Annotated in this window: 12 protein-coding genes and 2 pseudogenes; 8 read left to right on the top strand and 6 right to left on the bottom strand. The window is 67.4% G+C overall.

Features of this window, described 5'->3' with window-relative positions; genetic code table 11:
- Positions 1-33: 33 nt before the first annotated feature.
- Positions 34-1,299, bottom strand: a complete 1,266-nt coding sequence (ltrA, locus tag NRF20_RS06450) for a group II intron reverse transcriptase/maturase (protein WP_413752190.1) — start codon at positions 1,297-1,299, stop codon at positions 34-36.
- 755 nt (positions 1,300-2,054) lie between these two features.
- Positions 2,055-2,726, bottom strand: a complete 672-nt coding sequence (locus NRF20_RS06455; RefSeq protein ID WP_266354620.1) for a hypothetical protein — start codon at positions 2,724-2,726, stop codon at positions 2,055-2,057.
- 925 nt (positions 2,727-3,651) lie between these two features.
- On the opposite strand from NRF20_RS06455, the pseudogene NRF20_RS06460 reads away from it, so the two are divergent.
- From NRF20_RS06460 to NRF20_RS06470, 3 genes and pseudogenes are all read left to right on the top strand, one after another.
- A pseudogene (locus NRF20_RS06460) lies at positions 3,652-3,801 on the top strand (pyridine nucleotide-disulfide oxidoreductase); the annotation flags it as partial.
- 205 nt (positions 3,802-4,006) lie between these two features.
- Positions 4,007-4,183 carry a hypothetical protein gene (locus tag NRF20_RS06465; RefSeq protein ID WP_413754707.1) on the top strand — a complete coding sequence of 59 codons (177 nt, stop codon included), beginning with the start codon at positions 4,007-4,009 and terminating at the stop codon, positions 4,181-4,183.
- Between the two features lie 70 nt (positions 4,184-4,253).
- Positions 4,254-5,486 (top strand): PP2C family protein-serine/threonine phosphatase, encoded by a 1,233-nt coding sequence (locus NRF20_RS06470; RefSeq protein ID WP_413754534.1) that lies wholly within the window; start codon positions 4,254-4,256, stop codon positions 5,484-5,486.
- 169 nt (positions 5,487-5,655) lie between these two features.
- Here NRF20_RS06470 and NRF20_RS06475 read toward each other — a convergent pair whose 3' ends face one another.
- Positions 5,656-5,871 carry an IS3 family transposase gene (locus NRF20_RS06475; RefSeq protein ID WP_398635392.1) on the bottom strand — a complete coding sequence of 72 codons (216 nt, stop codon included), beginning with the start codon at positions 5,869-5,871 and terminating at the stop codon, positions 5,656-5,658.
- Here NRF20_RS06475 and NRF20_RS06480 point away from each other — a divergent pair.
- The 3 genes from NRF20_RS06480 (at position 5,838) to NRF20_RS06490 (ending at position 9,295) form a co-directional block, all read left to right on the top strand.
- Entirely contained in the window at positions 5,838-6,773 is a 936-nt protein-coding gene (locus NRF20_RS06480) for an IS4 family transposase (protein ID WP_398635391.1), read from the top strand. The genes NRF20_RS06475 and NRF20_RS06480 overlap by 34 nt on opposite strands.
- 329 nt (positions 6,774-7,102) lie before the next feature.
- Positions 7,103-8,500, top strand: a complete 1,398-nt coding sequence (locus NRF20_RS06485; protein ID WP_413752191.1) for an IS1380 family transposase — start codon at positions 7,103-7,105, stop codon at positions 8,498-8,500.
- Between the two features lie 411 nt (positions 8,501-8,911).
- Positions 8,912-9,295: a DUF3592 domain-containing protein gene (locus tag NRF20_RS06490; protein WP_398635308.1), complete on the top strand. Its 384-nt coding sequence runs from the start codon at positions 8,912-8,914 to the stop codon at positions 9,293-9,295.
- Positions 9,296-9,357: 62 nt separating this feature from the next.
- Here NRF20_RS06490 and NRF20_RS06495 read toward each other — a convergent pair whose 3' ends face one another.
- Positions 9,358-9,768 carry a winged helix-turn-helix transcriptional regulator gene (locus NRF20_RS06495; protein ID WP_398635309.1) on the bottom strand — a complete coding sequence of 137 codons (411 nt, stop codon included), beginning with the start codon at positions 9,766-9,768 and terminating at the stop codon, positions 9,358-9,360.
- Between the two features lie 92 nt (positions 9,769-9,860).
- On the opposite strand from NRF20_RS06495, the gene NRF20_RS06500 reads away from it, so the two are divergent.
- Both NRF20_RS06500 and NRF20_RS06505 read left to right on the top strand, forming a co-directional pair.
- On the top strand, positions 9,861-11,438 hold the full coding sequence (locus tag NRF20_RS06500; protein WP_398635310.1) for an MFS transporter: 1,578 nt from the start codon (positions 9,861-9,863) through the stop codon (positions 11,436-11,438).
- A gap of 305 nt (positions 11,439-11,743) precedes the next feature.
- Positions 11,744-11,866, top strand: a complete 123-nt coding sequence (locus NRF20_RS06505) for a hypothetical protein (RefSeq protein ID WP_413752192.1) — start codon at positions 11,744-11,746, stop codon at positions 11,864-11,866.
- Positions 11,867-12,021: 155 nt separating this feature from the next.
- On the opposite strand, the gene ltrA (NRF20_RS06510) is transcribed toward NRF20_RS06505, so the two are convergent.
- Both ltrA (NRF20_RS06510) and NRF20_RS06515 read right to left on the bottom strand, forming a co-directional pair.
- Positions 12,022-13,488 (bottom strand): group II intron reverse transcriptase/maturase, encoded by a 1,467-nt coding sequence (ltrA, locus tag NRF20_RS06510; RefSeq protein ID WP_413752108.1) that lies wholly within the window; start codon positions 13,486-13,488, stop codon positions 12,022-12,024.
- Between the two features lie 642 nt (positions 13,489-14,130).
- Positions 14,131-14,943: pseudogene (locus tag NRF20_RS06515) on the bottom strand (IS110 family transposase); the annotation flags it as partial.
- Positions 14,944-15,097: the final 154 nt, after the last annotated feature.

A 15,097-nucleotide genomic window follows, 5' to 3' on the forward strand; every position in this document is an offset into this window, starting at 1 on the left:
TCTCCCGTTACACGGCTCTTGTCGTCCTGATCATCAGACCAACACGGCACTCTGAGACGGAGAGAGGCGCCAGTGCGCGAACATGCGGGGGTATCGCCGAGCGATCTCCTGCAACTTCGCCAGCGCCTTCCGCTTGGCCGCGAGCCGTTTGTACTTCTTGCGGATCCAGCGCAACAGGTAGGTGTTGATGCGCGTCATGAAAGGGATCAGCTCCCAGGGCCGGAACCGGCCGTAGTAGTTGATCCAGCCCGCAACCTTGGGATTTACCTTGCGAGCGAGCTCCTGGAAGGTCAGATCGGTGCGAGTGTGCAGGTGCCAGCCCCGCACCTCCCTGCTGATCTTCTTCAGGGCGTCCTTGCTGATCGCCGGGTCGAACCCCAGGAAGAGGTTCCCGTGCCGACTCCGGTTCTTTCTGGCGCGGAACGTGTATCCGAGGAAGGTGAACGCCGTGTGCTCGTAGGAGCCCGTGCGCAATCCGTCCTTGCAGTAGACGATCCGGGTCTTGGCCGGGTGCAGACGCAGCCCGACCTCGGCCATCCTGTCCGCGAGCGCCGCCAGCACCTGGCGGGCCTGGCGCTCGGTGACGCAGTGCAGCACCGCGTCGTCCGCATAGCGTTCGAACCAGACGGACGGGAACTCCCGGTCCATCCAGGCATCGAACGCGTAGTGCAGGAACAGGTTCGCCAGGACGGGAGACACCGGGGCCCCTTGCGGGGTCCCGCGTTCCCGCTCCAGCAGGGAGCCGTCGGGCATGGCGAGCGGCGCTTCGAGCCACCGCCGCACATACAAGTTCACCCAGACGGCGTCGGTATGCGCTTCCACCGCCTTGACCAGCAGGTCCCAGGGCACGCTGTCGAAGAACTGGGCGATGTCGAACTCCACCACCCAATTCCGTTTCCAGCAGCGCTCCCGGCACCGTTCCACTGCGTCCAAAGCGGACCGTCCCGGCCGGTATCCGTAGCTGTCCGGATGGAAAACAGGTTCCACCCTTCGCATCAGATGCCGTGCCACCACGGTCTGGGCCACACGGTCGGCGACAGCGGGAATGCCAAGCATTCTTGTGCCCCCGCCGTGCGGCTTGGGAATGGCCACCGCACGCACCGGCGGCGGGAAGTAGGAGCCCGACGACATTCGGTTCCAGACCTTGTAAAGGTTACTCTTCAGGTCTTTCTCGAAGTCTTCAATACTCTGCCCGTCTACGCCCGGTGCGCCTTTATTTGCCCTGACTTCCTCCCACGCCTCCTTGACTTCCCACTTCGAGATATCAAACGGTTTGGTCGATGACTTCAACTGGCCCATCGCACTCCTCCCGGACACCGTCCGGTTGATGTGATCAACTCAGTCACGAACGACCCGGCCCCTTTGCTCCGCCCCCATTACAGGGGCCTCAGCGCTACTACGAGCCGGTCCGCCAGCGTGCTCTGCCTCGGTACTCGACCCCTCACAGTTGCGTCTGCTCGGGGCACTCCCTCTCGTCGCCGCAGCGCGGCGGGCAGTATCAGAGCGCGCCTTCTCCTGTTCCGTGCGAAAGCCGCAGACCGGGCTCACGTCGCCTGCATGCCGGACACCGCCTGGCCAATAAGCGGGCACCCGCCAGGCTCATCCCGGAGTTCAGGTAGCACCCCGGTTTTGATGTCGTCTGTTTTCCTTGCGACACGTCAGCAGCGATTCACTTACGTTCGTCTTCCCGGTCCCCACCTGACGCCTCATACGACGCCTTTTCCTCATCGCTCACCACGACGGTCTTCAGCCAACGCAGCGTGAGGCGGTTTGAAGCCTCCCCCCACAGGGCGACTCCGAAGGGCCACAAATCCTTCATCTTTCGCACAGCATCGCTATCGGAAGCTGCCCTACTACCAACTCCTTCTCGCGTTCAGGACGCAATACCAGGGGAAATGGGCTGTGAGACTCACAGATTTCAAAGCGCGCGGGGGCGGCCGGCGCACACCTACGATTCCTGTCCGCCTCACTGGATACGGCCGCGCAGCTGACCTGGCGCACTGGCGCGCGAAGCGATCTCAGCCGCGACGGTCAGGGGTATGGGAGCGTGCTTCTCAGGAGTGGGGTGTCATTCCTTGCGGGTCGTTCTGCGGGGTGTACGTCTTCATTGCCTTGTCTGTCATGAGTGCTGAGATCCGGCGCCATTCCTGGTGTTCCACTTCGGCGGTGCGGAGCCATTCCTCGGCTCGGTAGCTGTCCAGTGCCTGCCCGGCGATGTCGCGCTGGTATTCCTGTGCGTCCTCAGCGGCGCGAGCAACGTCCTGGACCGTCATCCCGGTGGCCTGTGCCTGTACCCGGGCGCGGTAGAACCGGGCGGTGCTGGGGGCGAGGGGGATGGGTTCTTCGAGGGGATGCAGCCAGACGGCGGGCAGGGCGGTGTAGGTGTTAGCGGCGGGGAGGGTGACCTCGTTGCCGTCGGTGTCGGTGACGAAGCCGTCGATCTCGTACTCGGGGCCGGCGGGGAGGTCCAGAAGTACGGTCTGGTCGGCGGTGAGGCTCAGGGTGACCCGGTTGGTGGTGGTGGCCTCGTAGCCGTCGACGGTGGCGCCCTCGGGGTCGGTACCGGTGACGGTGAGGTCGAAGCGGTCGCCGCGGCGCAGGTTAAGTCGCATGTCGGCGGCGAAATCGGCATGGGTGCGGGGGATACGGTGGCGGAGAGCCGGCGGCAGTCGCTGGGGGACCTTGACCTGGTAGGTCTCGCCGATCCGGATGTCCTGGACGCGCATGACGACCTCCTGAGCCCCTCTCCAGCCTCCCCCGAGCCGTCCCCAACCGCCAAGGCCGGGGACGGGGAAGCGCCGAGCGGCGGCCCGGTAAAGCCCGCGACCGGAACGCAGGAGAGTGCAGCCGCGAGCTCCCTCTCACAGTCGCACACAGCCTTGCTGCGCAATGCGTCTACCTGCGCAAATGCGGTGTGAGGCTCACAATCTCCGCGTCTCCTGGGGGCTCCAGGCGCTGCTCGTGCCGCTGGGGGAACAGCAGGCCCGGGCCCGCCGGGGAGCAGGCACTTGCGGCGGAGATGGGGGGCGCGGCGGGCGCACCAAGTGGTGCAGTACGTGCGGGGTCGTCGGGTGAAGGCGGGTACGGGCTGGGTGCACACGGCGGGCTCGAAGGCCTGCGCCGCGACGTTCAGGAGGTGCTGTCGCTGCTGCGCACCACAGCGCCGGTAGCGGTCGGCGGCGCGGCGGGGGCGCCGAACCGTGTGGTGGCTGGTGCCGGCGCCGGCATCGCACCGGGACCTTTGTCCCTGCCCGGGCAGAGGCGGGCTCCAGAGGAAGAACCGGAACCGGCGATGTCCGACGCTCCGTTCTCACTGATCACCGGTGCATCTTCCTTGATCAGGAGTTACACCGATCGTTTGGCTCTGTCGCACATCCGGTGGTGACGGAGTGTGAGTATCCGCCGCCGCCAGTTGCAGGGCGTGCGATCGACGCCCTGACCTCGATGTTTCACGAGCAGACGGCGCTGCCGTGGGGACTGCCGTCCCGGCACGCCTGCTCACATCGGCGGGCACCGTGCCCGTCGGCCGACTCCACACAGCGATCGCTGCAACGTGCGGACCTGCGACTCCTTGATCGGTGGGTCCATCCACCGCCATCGTCACCGTCCGTCACCACCGGATGTGCGACAGAGCCGATCATTTTACAGTCCCTGTTCACCCGGCTCACCACAATCGGTGTGGAGTGGGCCGACGGCACCCACGCGGAAGCCGACGCGATCATCTGGTGCACCGGCTTCCGTCCCGCCCTATCCCACCTGGCACCCCTCGGCCTGCGCGGACCCCGCGGCCACATCCCCACTGCACTGCGGCACTTCGCCACACTGATCCACCGGGATCGAAGCCTCTTTCCCAGTTGCTCGCGTGCGCGACTCGGCCCGCGTCCGCTGCCCCGCTACCGCACCCGCCCGGTCAACCTGCGTGAACACGTCCTGGCTGCCGGGCGTAAGAAGGCGGTGACGGTCCACCTGGCGCAAGGGCTCCAAGGCCGCGGTGCCCTCCCGATTCATGTTCCTGCGCATCCGGCTCGCGGGACGCCGTCCAAAGCCCGCGGCCGACGGTGTCATCGGCCTGACATGGCTGATCGCGCAATGGCCCGAGGGCGAGGACGAGCCGGTCAAGTACTGGTTTGGGATGTTTTCGTCCGCGCCCACGCCCAGCGGTTGCGGTGCCCTGGAGTGCTGACCTGCCCAGAGCGCCGCTGGTGCCTATCGTGAAAGAGCACACGATCGACATAGCGTCGTGGGCAGGTGGCATCGTGAACGCATCCGGGATCGACTACGAGGCGGTATTCCAGGCGCTGCCGAGCGCGGTGGCCTTGTTCACCACGGACCTGGTGTACGTCGACGTCAATGAGGCGTTCCTGAGCAGCATGGGGCGTACCCGTGACCAGGTGGTAGGCCGCTACCTGTTTGATGCATTCCCCGACGACCCCAAGGACGCCGCCGTGACCGGCATGCGCAAGCTGCAGGCATCGCTGCGGTGGGTGGCTGCCACCGGGGAGTGCGACGCCATGACGCTGCACCGCTACGACGTGGAGTACCCGGACCGGCCCGGGGTGTGGGAGGAGCGGTACTGGAGTCCGGTCAACGTCCCCGTCTTCGGCCCGGACGGGCGGGTGGCGCTGCTGCTGCACCGGGAGGAGGACATCACCGAGCTAGTTCGCACCCTCAGCGCCCGAGGCAGCGGAGACCGGCCGACGGTACTGGAAGCCGAGCTGTACACCCGGGCCGGGGAACTCCAGGGGGTCAACGAACGGCTACGTGAGGCCCACGCCTGCGAACACGAAGTCGCCCTGAGCCTACAAGAGGCAATGCTGCCCGCCCCCGGGCCTGTGAGGCATCACCGCGCAGCAGTGCGCTACCGCCCGGCGGTCGGGGGGCTGAACGTGTGCGGGGACTGGTACGACCTCGTCGACCTGCCTGGCGACCGCATCGCGGTGGCCGTCGGCGATGTCGTCGGCTGCGGCCTCGCCGCTGCCTGCGTCATGGGCCAGCTGCGCAGCGCCCTCAGCGCCGCTTCCCGCGTCGCCGACGGCCCCGCCCAGGCCCTGGAAGCCCTCGGCCTGTACGCCCGCTCGGTCGACGGCGCGGAATCGACAACGGCCGTCTTGTCCGTCATCGACGGCACCAACCGCACCATCGCCTACAGCAGCGCCGGCCACCTTCCACCAGCCCTGCTGCACCCCGACGGCACCGTGGACTTCCTCGACCAGGCCACCGACCCCCCGCTCGGCGCCCGCCCCGAACACATCCCCCGCCCCCAGGCCGAGACCGCGTTCACCGAGGGGGCCACTCTTGTGCTGTACACCGACGGGCTGATCGAGCGCCGCAGCGAGGACATCGATGTCGGCCTGACCCGGCTTGCCGACTCCCTCACCCGCCACCAGAGCGCCGATCCCGAAACGCTCGCCGACGCCCTCCTGGCCGACCTGACCCCACCTGCCGGCGCCACCGACGACACCGCCCTGGTCGTCCTACGCCTGTGACAGAGGCGGCCACCACCACGCTCACGACGGCCCTGTAAGGCGGTGTCCTCTGTGGCGATCGTCCAGGAGCTTGCGCGCGTCCGGCGTGCACGACACGAGCGCGACCATGCTGGTCACGATAACGTCGCACAGCTCCTTGTGGACGTCCGCCCAGGTGCGGGACGCACCCTTACGGGGGTTGGCGCCCAGCGCCCCGTGCACGGCCTCCGCGACCTCGCCGAACTCCTCGGCGTGGGCTCACACCCGTGATGTCGGCTTCGCGCATCAACCGCTCGACCCGTTTGCGGCCGACGTAGACGCCGTCACGTTTGAGGACGGCGTGCACGCGCGGCGAGCCGTAGTTGCCGCCGGATGCGGCATGGATCTGTCGGATCTGCTCGGTCAGCTCCGCGTCCCGGCGGCGCCGTTCGCACGGCTCCTTCTCCGTCCGGCGCCACCGGTAGTACGTCGAGGAGGCGGCTGACCGCGATCGACGGCACCACGTTCGACCTGTCTGACACGAAGGCGAACGTGGAGGCGTTCGGCCGTCCGCCCCGATCCGGTCGGGGTGAACAGAACGTCGGCTGCCCGCAGTTGCGCATGGTCGGCCTGGTGGAATGCGGCACCCATGCCATCTTCGACGCCGCAACCGGAGCCCTGCGCACCGGAGAGCAGACTCTGGCCCGGGCAGTCCTGGTATCTCTGCGACCAGGGATGCTACTGCTGGCCGACCGTGGCTTCTACGGCGTGGAACTGTGGTGCAAAGCCGCGGCAACTGGGGCGGATCTGCTGTGGCGAGTCCGCAAAGACCTCGTACTGCCGGTCGTTGAGCAGCTGTCGGACGGCTCCTACCTCACCGAGATATTCGACCGGAGCGACATCCACAACACCCGTCGCGGGGTGCCGGTGCGCGCGGTGGAGTACACCATCACCGGCCACGAGGGCGTCTACTGGCTCCTCACCACGATCCTCGGCCCGGACAAGGCCCCAGCCGCGGAACTGGCCGCACTCTACGCCCAGCGATGGGAGTTCGAGTCCACCCTCGACGAAATCAAGACCCACCTCGGCGGTCCACGCCTGGTGCTGCGTTCGCAGCACTCTGACGGAGCCGAGCAGGAACTTTACGGCTTCCTGCTCGTCCACCACGCCATCCGACACCTGATGCACCAGGCCGCGCGACAGGCCGACCAGGACCCCGACCGGATCTCCTTCACCCGTTCACTGCGTGTCGTGCGCCGCCAGGTCACCGGCCAGGCGGCATTTTCCCCCCGGCAGACTCGCTCGTGCGGTCAGAGCCACCCGCGCTGAAATCCTCGAACGCCCCCTGCCGCCGAGACGCCGCCGATCCAACCCCCGCGTCACCAAACGCAAAGTCGCTGGCTGGCCCCTCAAACGTGCCGCCCACCGGACTGCAGACCGCCCACCCACCGCCGCGGCTATCACCCTCGTTGGCGCCACCAAACCCAAACGGGTCAAACGCACACCAAAGCGCTAAGTTACCGGTATTGAGGCTTAGCCTGAATCCACCGGCTGTCCCGGGTCCTGGTAGATAGAGAAATGAAGAGAGGTGCCTGCTGACCTGCGAAGATGGGAGTTACCACACCACCATCACGCACTATCAGCAAGGCACCTCGTAGATGAAAGTTTCCCACACCCCGGCGGCGGTCTCTGCTGCGTTCGATGACCGGAATCTGATCGCGTATGCGGGGCTGGTCCCGGTGATGCGGCTGGCCGAGCGGTGCGGTCTTTCGCGCCTGACGGCGCAGAAGGTGAAGCTGACCGGGGCGGGCAACGGCGCGGGTGCGGCGGCGGACGCCAAGGTCACCAGCATCGTGGGCGGTATGGCCGCAGGCGCGGACAGCATCGACGACCTTCACCTGCTGCGGCACGGTGCGATGCCGGCCGTGTTCGACGGTATCCGTGCCCCGTCCACGCTGGGCACGTTCCTGCGCGCGTTCACCCACGGCCATGCGCTCCAACTCCACGCCGTGCACCGCAGGTTCCTCGGCGCGCTGGCCGCACACACGCCGCTGCTGCCGGGCGCCGGTGTGACGGCGTTCATCGATGTCGACTCCACCCACAAGCGCGTCTACGGCCGCACCAAGCAGGGCGCGGAGTACGGCCGGTTCAAAGGGATACGCACCCTGCACCCGCTGCTCGCCACGATCTGCACCCCGCACTCCCGGCCGGTGACCGCCGCGGTCCGGATGCGCCGCGGCAAGGCAGCAGACGCCCGCGGCGCCCCGAAACTCGTGAGCGAGGCCCTGGCCACCGCCGTCGAGGCGGGCTGCACCGGCATGCGGATCCTGCGGGCGGACTCCCAGTTCTACAACGCCGGTGTGATCGCAGCCTGCCGCCGGGCCGGAGCCCGCTTCTCCATCACCACTGGCATGAACCCGTCCATCAAACGGGCCGTCCTCAGCATCCCCAACGATGCCTGGCAGAAGATCAGTTACCCGAACGCGGTGGAAGATCCAGACACCGGTGATCTCATCTCGGACGCCGAGGTCGCCGAGATCCCCGCATACACCGCGTTCGCCAGCCGCAAGAAGAGTGAGCGCGTCACGGCTCGGCTGATCGTGCGCCGGGTCCGTGACCTGGCCAAACCCGCCGTCGTGGGAGAACAGGGCGAGCTGTTTCCCGTCTGGCGCTACCACCCCTTCTTCACCGACAACCCCGCCGGGACACTCCAGGCCGAACGGGAACACCGCCACCACGCGGTGGTGGAACAGGTCATCGCGGACAGCAAAGCCGGCGCTCTGGTCCACCTGCCCTCCGGGCACTTCCACGCCAACTCGGCCTGGCTCACGCTGTGGGCGATGGCCTACAACCTGCTGCGGGCCGTCGGAGCACACGCCTCGGCCTTCCACGCGAAGGCAACCACCGCCACACTCCGGGCCCACCTGGTCCACGTCCCGGCCCGGATCGCCCGCTCCGCACGGCGCATGACCCTGCACCTGCCCCACAACTGGCCCTGGCAGCAAGCCTGGACGCATATGTTCGCCATCACGCACGGCCCACCGGGACTGATCTGACACCCCTGTCCACCCCGCCCTCAAGGCCCGACCGGAACCGAACCCGTGGAAAAGCTGGGCAGACCAGCAGATACCACCTGCCCCAAACCGAGCACCGACCCGGCACCAGCTCAGAAAACCGTTAGAAGATCCTTTTCAATCCAAGGCGGTGGATTCAGGCGTAGTCTGTTTGCTGGTCCATCAGGGGCCTCCTGCCTGTGGACGGTCGTTCTTCTCCTGGACCGAGCATCGTCCGCACCCGGCCGGAGCGGGAGGCCCCGCTCCTTCATCGCATCAAGTTGTTGGTGTGGTCGGCGAGTTGGGGTGTGCGGGAGGTGTGGGGCTCTGTCCGTGGACAACAGACCCGATCCTCAAGGCGGTCGGCAGCGGGCCGGACGCGTAGGCGCGGAGAGGATCCGAGGTGTTCCACGTATGAACGGCATTGGGCAGACGCTACTCATCATCGGCGGGCTACTGGCGATCGGCGGCGGACTACGGGAAATCCGGGGCCTGTCGCGGATGCGACGGTCAGGGATCCATGCCGAAGGCATGGTGCTGCGCCATGAGATCACCGGACACGAGGACAACTCCACCACGTACGCGCCCGTGGTGGCCTATCACGACGAACGCGGCAACCCCCGGGAATTCCGGAGCAGACTGACCAGTTCCGCGCGAAATCCCGCAGAGGGTTCTCGCGTGCGTGTCGTCTACTTGCCCGGGCGGCCGGACACGCTGTCCTACAAGGTCACCACGCTGAGCCTCCTCTTCGGTGTGGGCATCGCTTTTCTCGTCGTTGCCGCCTTCTGGCTCCGGTAGACGCCACGTGACCGGGTCGGCCGGGGCGGAACATGCGGAGAGGCCATCACGAAAGATCGGGGCTAGGCGCGGACGGCGGGCAGGTCCGTACCCTCATCGCGCGAATCGGCCACCGGGAGTTTCCCGTCGGGACCTGTCTCCGCGGCCCGGCTCGCCCGGTACCAGCGTCCCCAGGTATCGAGCTGCTCCGCGATGCCGTCAAGGCTGCGTCCGATTTCGGTGAGCGAATACTCGACCTTCGGCGGCACCTCCCGGTAAACGTTCCTTATCACCAGACCGTCGGTCTCCATCTCGCGCAACTGACGCGTCAGCATGCGCTGGGTGATGCGGGGCAGCGCGCGCTTCAGCTCGCTGAACCGCCTTGTCCCAGCCAGGAGTTCCTTCAGAATGGCCAGTTTCCATCGACCGCCCAGGACTTCCATGGCGCATTCGATCGCGCAGTATTCCGGCGTCTCTTCCGTACGGTCACGCACGCCTCCACCTCCACCACGGTATACATCTTGATACTACGTCACATTCAAGACCGTACTTGTGCCTGGCATTCGTATCCCACGATAGTGCGAGCATGACGAATAGCGATGCCCCTGCGAAAGACTCGGCCGAGCCGGATGTCACCTCGCAGCGCCGCAAATGGCTGGTCCTCGCGGTGGTCTCCACCAGCCTCCTCCTGTGCGGAATCGACCTGACGGTCCTGCACGCCGCGGTGCCGAGCATGGCACTGGATCTGCATCCCAGCGGGGTGCAACTCCTGTGGATCGTCGACATCTACTCGCTGACGCTCGCCTCGCTGCTGGTCACCTGCGGCACCCTCGGGGACCGGATCGGGCGCAAGCGCATGGTGCTCAGCGGCTTCGCGGTGTTCGGGCTGGCGTCGGCGGCCGCCGCGTTCTCCCACTCGACGCCCCAACTGATTGCCGACCGCGTCGCGTTGGGGATCGGCGCTGCGATGATCATGGCGTCGACCGTGGCCATCATCCGCGTCGTGTTCACCGACGCCCGGGAACGGGCCATCGCGATCGGCATCTGGACCTCGGCCCACAGCGTCGGTGCCACCCTCGGCCCGCTGCTCGGCGGCCTGATCACCGAACGCTGGGGCTGGGGCGCGGTCTTCCTGGTCAATGTGCCGATCGTGCTGGTCATCCTCGTCGTGGGCGCCCGGGTGGTGCCCGAGTCCCGCAATCCCTCCCCGCGCCACTGGGACATGGCCAGCGTCGCCCTGTCGATCACCGGACTCGCGGGGGTCGTGTACGCGCTCAAGCAGGCGGGAGAGCGTGTGGGAGTCGACCCGCTCATCCTGGCCGCAGCCCTCGGCGGCGCGCTGCTGCTCTTCCTGTTCGTACGGCGGCAGCGACGGCTGGCCGAACCCCTGCTGGATTTCTCGCTCTTCGCCGACCGCCGCTTCTCCACCGCGACGGTGTGTGTGATCGGCTGCTTCGGCAGCTATGTGGCGCTGCTGTTCTTCCTCACCCAGTGGTTCCAGCAAGTCGGCGGGTTCTCGCCGGTACGGGCCGGGCTCGCCCTGATGCCGCTGGCCGCCGCGAATGCCGTGGGCGCCACGAGCGCGCCCTGGGCCTCGGCTCGTTGGGGCAATCGCTGGGCGCTGACCGGCTCGCTCGGCCTGTTCGCCGCCGCGGCGGCCGCCCTTGCGCTGACCGGCGACACCGGGCACTACACCAGGCTCGTACTGCCCCTCATCGCTGCCGGGCTCGGCGCGGGGGTCGTGATGACGCTGGGGGCGGACTCCATCATGGCCGCGGCGGACCCCGAACGCTCCGGGGAGGCCGCCGCGATCCAGGAGACCTCCTTCGAACTCGGCGCCGGACTCGGCGTGGCCATCCTGGGCACCGCGCTGGCCGCGACCTACCGCACGTCGCTGCCGGATGTGCCCGGCCTGAGCGCACAACAGCAGAACACCGCGCGGGAGTCCTTCGCCTCGGCAGAGGAAGTCCTGCACCAACTCCCGTCGGCAACAGCGGTCCGGCTCACCGCAGCAGCCCGCCACGCTTACGACCAGGGCTTCACCACGGTCGCGGGTGCGGCCGCGGCAGTCCTCGTGGCCACCGCGGCACTGGCCGCTACCATGCTGCGGCCGCAGACAGCGCAGCGGGAGGAGGAGCCGGAGGAGGTGAAGGCGGCCTCGTAGGGCTGGACCTGGGCTTGCGCAGTGCCAGTCATCCCGGCGCTTACTCGCCCACGCGGTTGCGGAGTTGGCCCCGAATGAGGGAGAGCAGCGGTCTACTTCGCCGCGAACGGAAGCGAGGCGCGGCCGTGCGGTGGGCCCTTGAGTGCAGGCCATGTGTCGTCTGCCTGCAGGACATCGCCCCGAGCTGACGGATCAAGTCAGTTTGTTTTCCGTCGGAGGTCTCGGACTGCAGACAGGGCCTGCACTCTGCCCGCCTGCGCGGCGCCGCGCAGCTGTGCGGGCGGGCGATGCGTGTGCGGACGAAGTTGAGTACGCCTGCTGAAGTCCAGCCGGTGCTCGATGGCGCCTGCGAACTCGCCCAGCTCGACGGCCAGGGCCACCAGCCGCTTCGGACCGTGGACATGGATGAGCCCGGAGCCGGGGTGTAGACAGCGGCCGGCCCCGGTGCCGCCCCACGGGGGGGGTGCCTGTTGAGTCGGCACGGAGCGCGGTGCCGATGTTGCCGCCAGTCCGTTTCTCCGTGCCGCTCGCCGAACCCGGCGTACCCGTCTCCGAGTACCGGGCTCTCCACGGACTCTGCCGTTCAGGCGTGGTTGAGACGTGTCCAGGGGTTGGGGATCCTGTTGCCTCTGTAGCGGTAGCGGGTGACCGTCACCGCCTGGAGGTCGAACAGTTCGATCCCATCTGCCGAGGGCCTTTGCCACCGCCCGTTGTGGTCGGTGAGGCGTCGGCGAATGTCCTTCCACTTCCAGCGGTGCAGTGCCATCCACCAGCTGATCACCCGGTGCCATGTGAACTTGGCCAGGGAGCTCAGGGTGGCTTTGCAGACTGCGTGCTTGAAGTAGTTGGCCCAGCCGCGCATGATCTGGTTGAGCCTGATCAGCACGTCCCTGGGGTTCTGCTGCGACGTTCTGTTCGTCAGGGCACGGATCTTGTCCTTCAGCTGCCGGATGGGCCGGTCAGCGATGAAGGTGTAGACGTACCACTTGTCCGTTCCTCGCTTGCGGCGCCACTGGATGCGGAACCCCAGGAAGTCGAACCCAGCCGACATGTGCACCACCTGTGTTTTTGCCTCGGAGAGACGAAGACCGAGAGGTTGCAGCACGTCGGAGATGTCCTCGCGCAACGCCTCGACGTCGTAGCGCTCGCCGTCGACCAGAACCACGAAATCGTCCGCGTAGCGGACGATGCGCCAGTTCGGATGTCCGGCAACACGGCGACGCCTGCGCAGGTTGCCGGTGGCCATCTCCCCGCCCGACTCCCACGGCCTGGTCAGGTGCTCGTCGAGCGCCGACAGGGCGATGTTCGCCAGGAGCGGGGAGAGGATGCCGCCTTGCGGGGTGCCGGTGAGCGTGTCCTCGCGGCTGTTGTCCTCAGTAAGGACGCCGGCCTTGAGAAACGCCTTGACCAGCCGCAGCACGCGCTTGTCCTTGACTCGCGCTCGCACCCGGTCCATCAGGGCCGTGTGGTCGATCGAGTCAAAGCACGCCGCGATGTCCGCGTCCAGGACCCAGCGGTAGCCGCGGGTGCCATAGAAGTGGATCTCGGCGATCGCGTCGTGTGCCCGCCGCAGGGGCCGGAAGCCGTAGGAGATCGGCTTGAAGTCGGCCTCGAAGATCGGCTCCAGCACCAGCTTGAGGGCTGCCTGGACCACGCGGTCGGTGATGGTCGGAATGCCTAGGCTTCTGACCTTGCCCGAGCCGCCCTGTTTGGGGATCTTGCGCTCGCGTACCGGCAGCGGGCGGAACTCACCCGTTTTCAGTACGTGGCGAAGGTCCTCCAGGAACCCGTAGGAGCCAATATCGCGCTCGACGTTGACGGCGGTGACGCCGTCAACCCCGGGCGTTTTAGCCCCTTTGTTTCCCGCGACCCGTTCGAACGCCACCAGTAGCGTCGCCGGGTCGCACACGAGGTTGAACAGATCGTCGAACCTGCGGCCGTCGTCGGCCGCCGCCCAACGGTGAAGTTTGGCCTGCATCCCCGATACCCGCTGGTGAGACCCCATCGGGGCCTCTGGTGCACCGCTGTTCAGCGGCGCGTCTTTCGGCATTGCAGCCTCCTTCCCTTCTCGATTCCGCTGCCGCCCTTCCCCATGTGCCGGGCTCTCCCCGGCTCGGAGTACTACGGCGGCTCCGCCCTGTCCCGGCCCGATCGGCCGACGGTGGGCCCAGCCTGCGACCGCACTGGAGGCGTTGCCCCAGGTCAGGACCGGAACAGTTCCCGTGTTCACGTGTCGTTCGATCGACGGAGTAGGAGCCCGGCTATACCCCCGCGGCATCGCCACGACTACCCCGCAGCACTTCGTCGTGGCCTCCCCGGACGACACATAGCAACCACCCGGGAAGTTCCCCGCCCTCAAAGCAAGACAGGGACTCACCGCATCCAGCCCAGATCCACCAGGTTCGAGCTGGTGACGAGTAAGGAGGCGTCAACGCCGGTTCCTCGCGTACTCCTTTCCGTCTCGCTTGCCGGACCCGCACCATCTGGCAGTGCTGATACGTCCCGGCTTTTTCAGGGCCGCTTGCCACCCTTCCCGGCACCTCCCGGGTCGGGCTGCCCTCGGCTTCAACCGCCCTGCTGCGACAGGGCGGCGGTGGCGTCCTTTCACCGCCACTCGAACAACTCGCGCTTCACGGCGCACCTATGTCCTTCGTCAAGTTCGTGCTGCCGGTTTTGAGGGTTTTCATCCTGGTCATGCGGCGAGGGTGACGGTGGGGGTTCGGGACTCGTAGAAGGTGCCGTCTCGGAGCATGGCGAACAGGACGCTGGTGCGTTGGCGGGCGAGGCGGAGGAGGGCCTGGGTGTGGGTTTTGCCGCGGGCGCGTTGCTTGTCGTAGTAGGTGCGGGAGGCGGGATCGGCGTTCATGCAGGCGAAGGCGGAGAGGAACATGGCGCGTTTGAGTTGCCGGTTGCCGCCTCGGGGTGCGTGCTCGCCGTGGATCGATGTGCCGGACGATTTCGTGGTGGGGGCGAGGCCGGCGTAGGAGGCGAGGTGGGCGGCGGTGGGGAAGTTGGTGCCGTCTCCGACGGTGACCAGCAGGACGGCGGCGGTCCTGACGCCGACGCCGGGCATCGACGTCAGGACCGGGGAAAGAGGGTGAGCCTCCAGCAGGGTGTTGATCTGGGCTTCCAGGGCCCGGCGCTGTTCCTGGACGGCCGCGAGCGAGCGGGCCAGAGAGGGAACGACGATGTCGAGGGTGCCGGTCCCTGGCACGACGACGGTCTGCTCGTCGAGCGCGTCGAAGACATCGTCGATCAGCCGGGTGGCCATGCGCGGGGCCTTGGGCCGGACGAGTTCGACGAGGCGGCGGCGTCCGGCCTTTCGCAGTGCGGCCGGGGATCCGTGGCGTTCAAGAAGCCAGGTGACGGCCTGGTGGTCGAGACGGGGGCCCAGGACACGCTCCAGGCTTGGGTGGAACTGGGTGAGCAGGCCGCGTATCCGGTTGGACGTGCGGGTGGCCTCGGCGGCCAGGACCTGGTCGAAGCCCTGCACAGCCTGGAGTTCGCATCAGCTGTCAGGCGCCGCGGCGTCCCGGCGGTGACGTGCAGACGTCCACCGGGGCTGGCCACAACACCGTCGCGGGCCCCGACTCGTCGGGATCGAAGCGGACATGACGGCCTCCCACCACCCATTCGACGACGTGGATCCGTCCTGCCGT

The organism is Streptomyces sp. R-74717 (assembly GCF_047305335.1).
GTDB classification, from domain to species: domain Bacteria; phylum Actinomycetota; class Actinomycetes; order Streptomycetales; family Streptomycetaceae; genus Streptomyces; species Streptomyces atratus.